At 55.3% G+C, this 1274-nt stretch carries 1 protein-coding gene; it reads left to right on the top strand.

Annotation, left to right across the window (positions count from 1 at the left end; translation table 11 throughout):
• Nucleotides 1–1274, top strand: a 1274-nt coding sequence (locus tag VKV18_RS08190; RefSeq protein WP_324203720.1) for an efflux RND transporter permease subunit, incomplete at both ends; no start/stop codon positions are given.

Here is a 1274-nt window from a genome sequence, read left to right as displayed (position 1 = left end):
AAGATAGTGCAGTGGTTTGTTGGTCTGCGTTGGATCGTGGTCCCCGGCTATTTCGCTGCTTGTACCCTCATCCTTGTGTTCCTCGGCCTGCAGGTGGGCACCGAACTGTTCCCACAAATCGATTCCGGACAGTTCGTCCTCCGCTTCCGGCCACCCCCAGGCTCCACCTACGACCTGACACGCGAAATGGCCGTCAAATGCCTGGAGGTCATCGAGCAAGAAGCCAAGGCCGAAAACATCGCCATCACGATGGGCTTTGTCGGCCAGGTCGCCCCCAACTTCGGTATCGACAACATGGCTCTGTTCATGCGTGGCCCCGACGATGGCTATCTCCGCGTCGCCCTCCAGGAAAACAGCGGCATCAAACTCAAAGAGTTCCGTGAACGGCTGCGTCGCCTCTTCCCGGAACGTGTCATCCCCTGGATGGCCCAACGCTTGCAAAAAGGCGGTCTGTCTCCCAAGGAAGCCTTGGCCGAAGCCAATAAGTGCACTTTTGGTTTTGGTCCTGGCGACATCGTCAGTGAAGTCATGAGTTTTGGTTCACAGACGCCGATAGCGGTTCGTTTGGTTGGCACCGATTTGAAGATGGTGCGTCAACATGCGGAGAAGATTCTTGCGGGCATGAGACGCATTCCGCATCTGCGTGATGTGGGTTTTGAGCAGCAGTTGGATTATCCCACGTATGAGGTAGAGATTGATCGGGAGAAGGCGGGTTTGAGCGGTGCCACGGTTGATGATGTGCGGCAGGCTTTGGACATGTCCACCTGTTCGACGCGTTTTACCAATCTCAATTATTGGATTGATGTCAAGACAGGCTTTGACTATCTGGTTCAGGTTGAGGTGCCGCCCAAACGCTTGACCAAACCCGAAGACGTTGAGATTTTGCCGATTCACACTGTCAATCCTGTCGTCAACTTGATGGTCCGCGATGTGATTGTGGGGAACAAGGTTCGCAAAGGTTTTCGTCCTGGGGAATTGGATCGGGACATGTCGCAGCGTTATTTGACGCTGACGGCCAATGTGGAAGGCGAGGACATGGGTCGGGCTTCGCGTCAGGTGCAGCAAGCTGTGCAGGAGGCTGGGGAGCCGCCGCGTGGGGTACGTGTGGAGTTGATGGGTCAGTTGCCGGCGATGATGGAGATGTTCAAGGCGTTGAGCATTGGTTTGGGTGTAGCGGTGTTTGTTATCCTTGTGTTGTTGACGGCCTATTTCCAGTCGCCGCGTTTGGCCTTGATCTCGATTGGCGCTGTACCGGGTGTTCTGTCAGGTATCGC

The organism is Chthonomonas sp. (assembly GCF_035294505.1).
Taxonomy (GTDB): Bacteria; Armatimonadota; Chthonomonadetes; order Chthonomonadales; family Chthonomonadaceae; genus Chthonomonas.
Note: the sequence above shows the minus strand (reverse complement) of the source record. Positions and strands in the feature narration are given on the sequence as shown.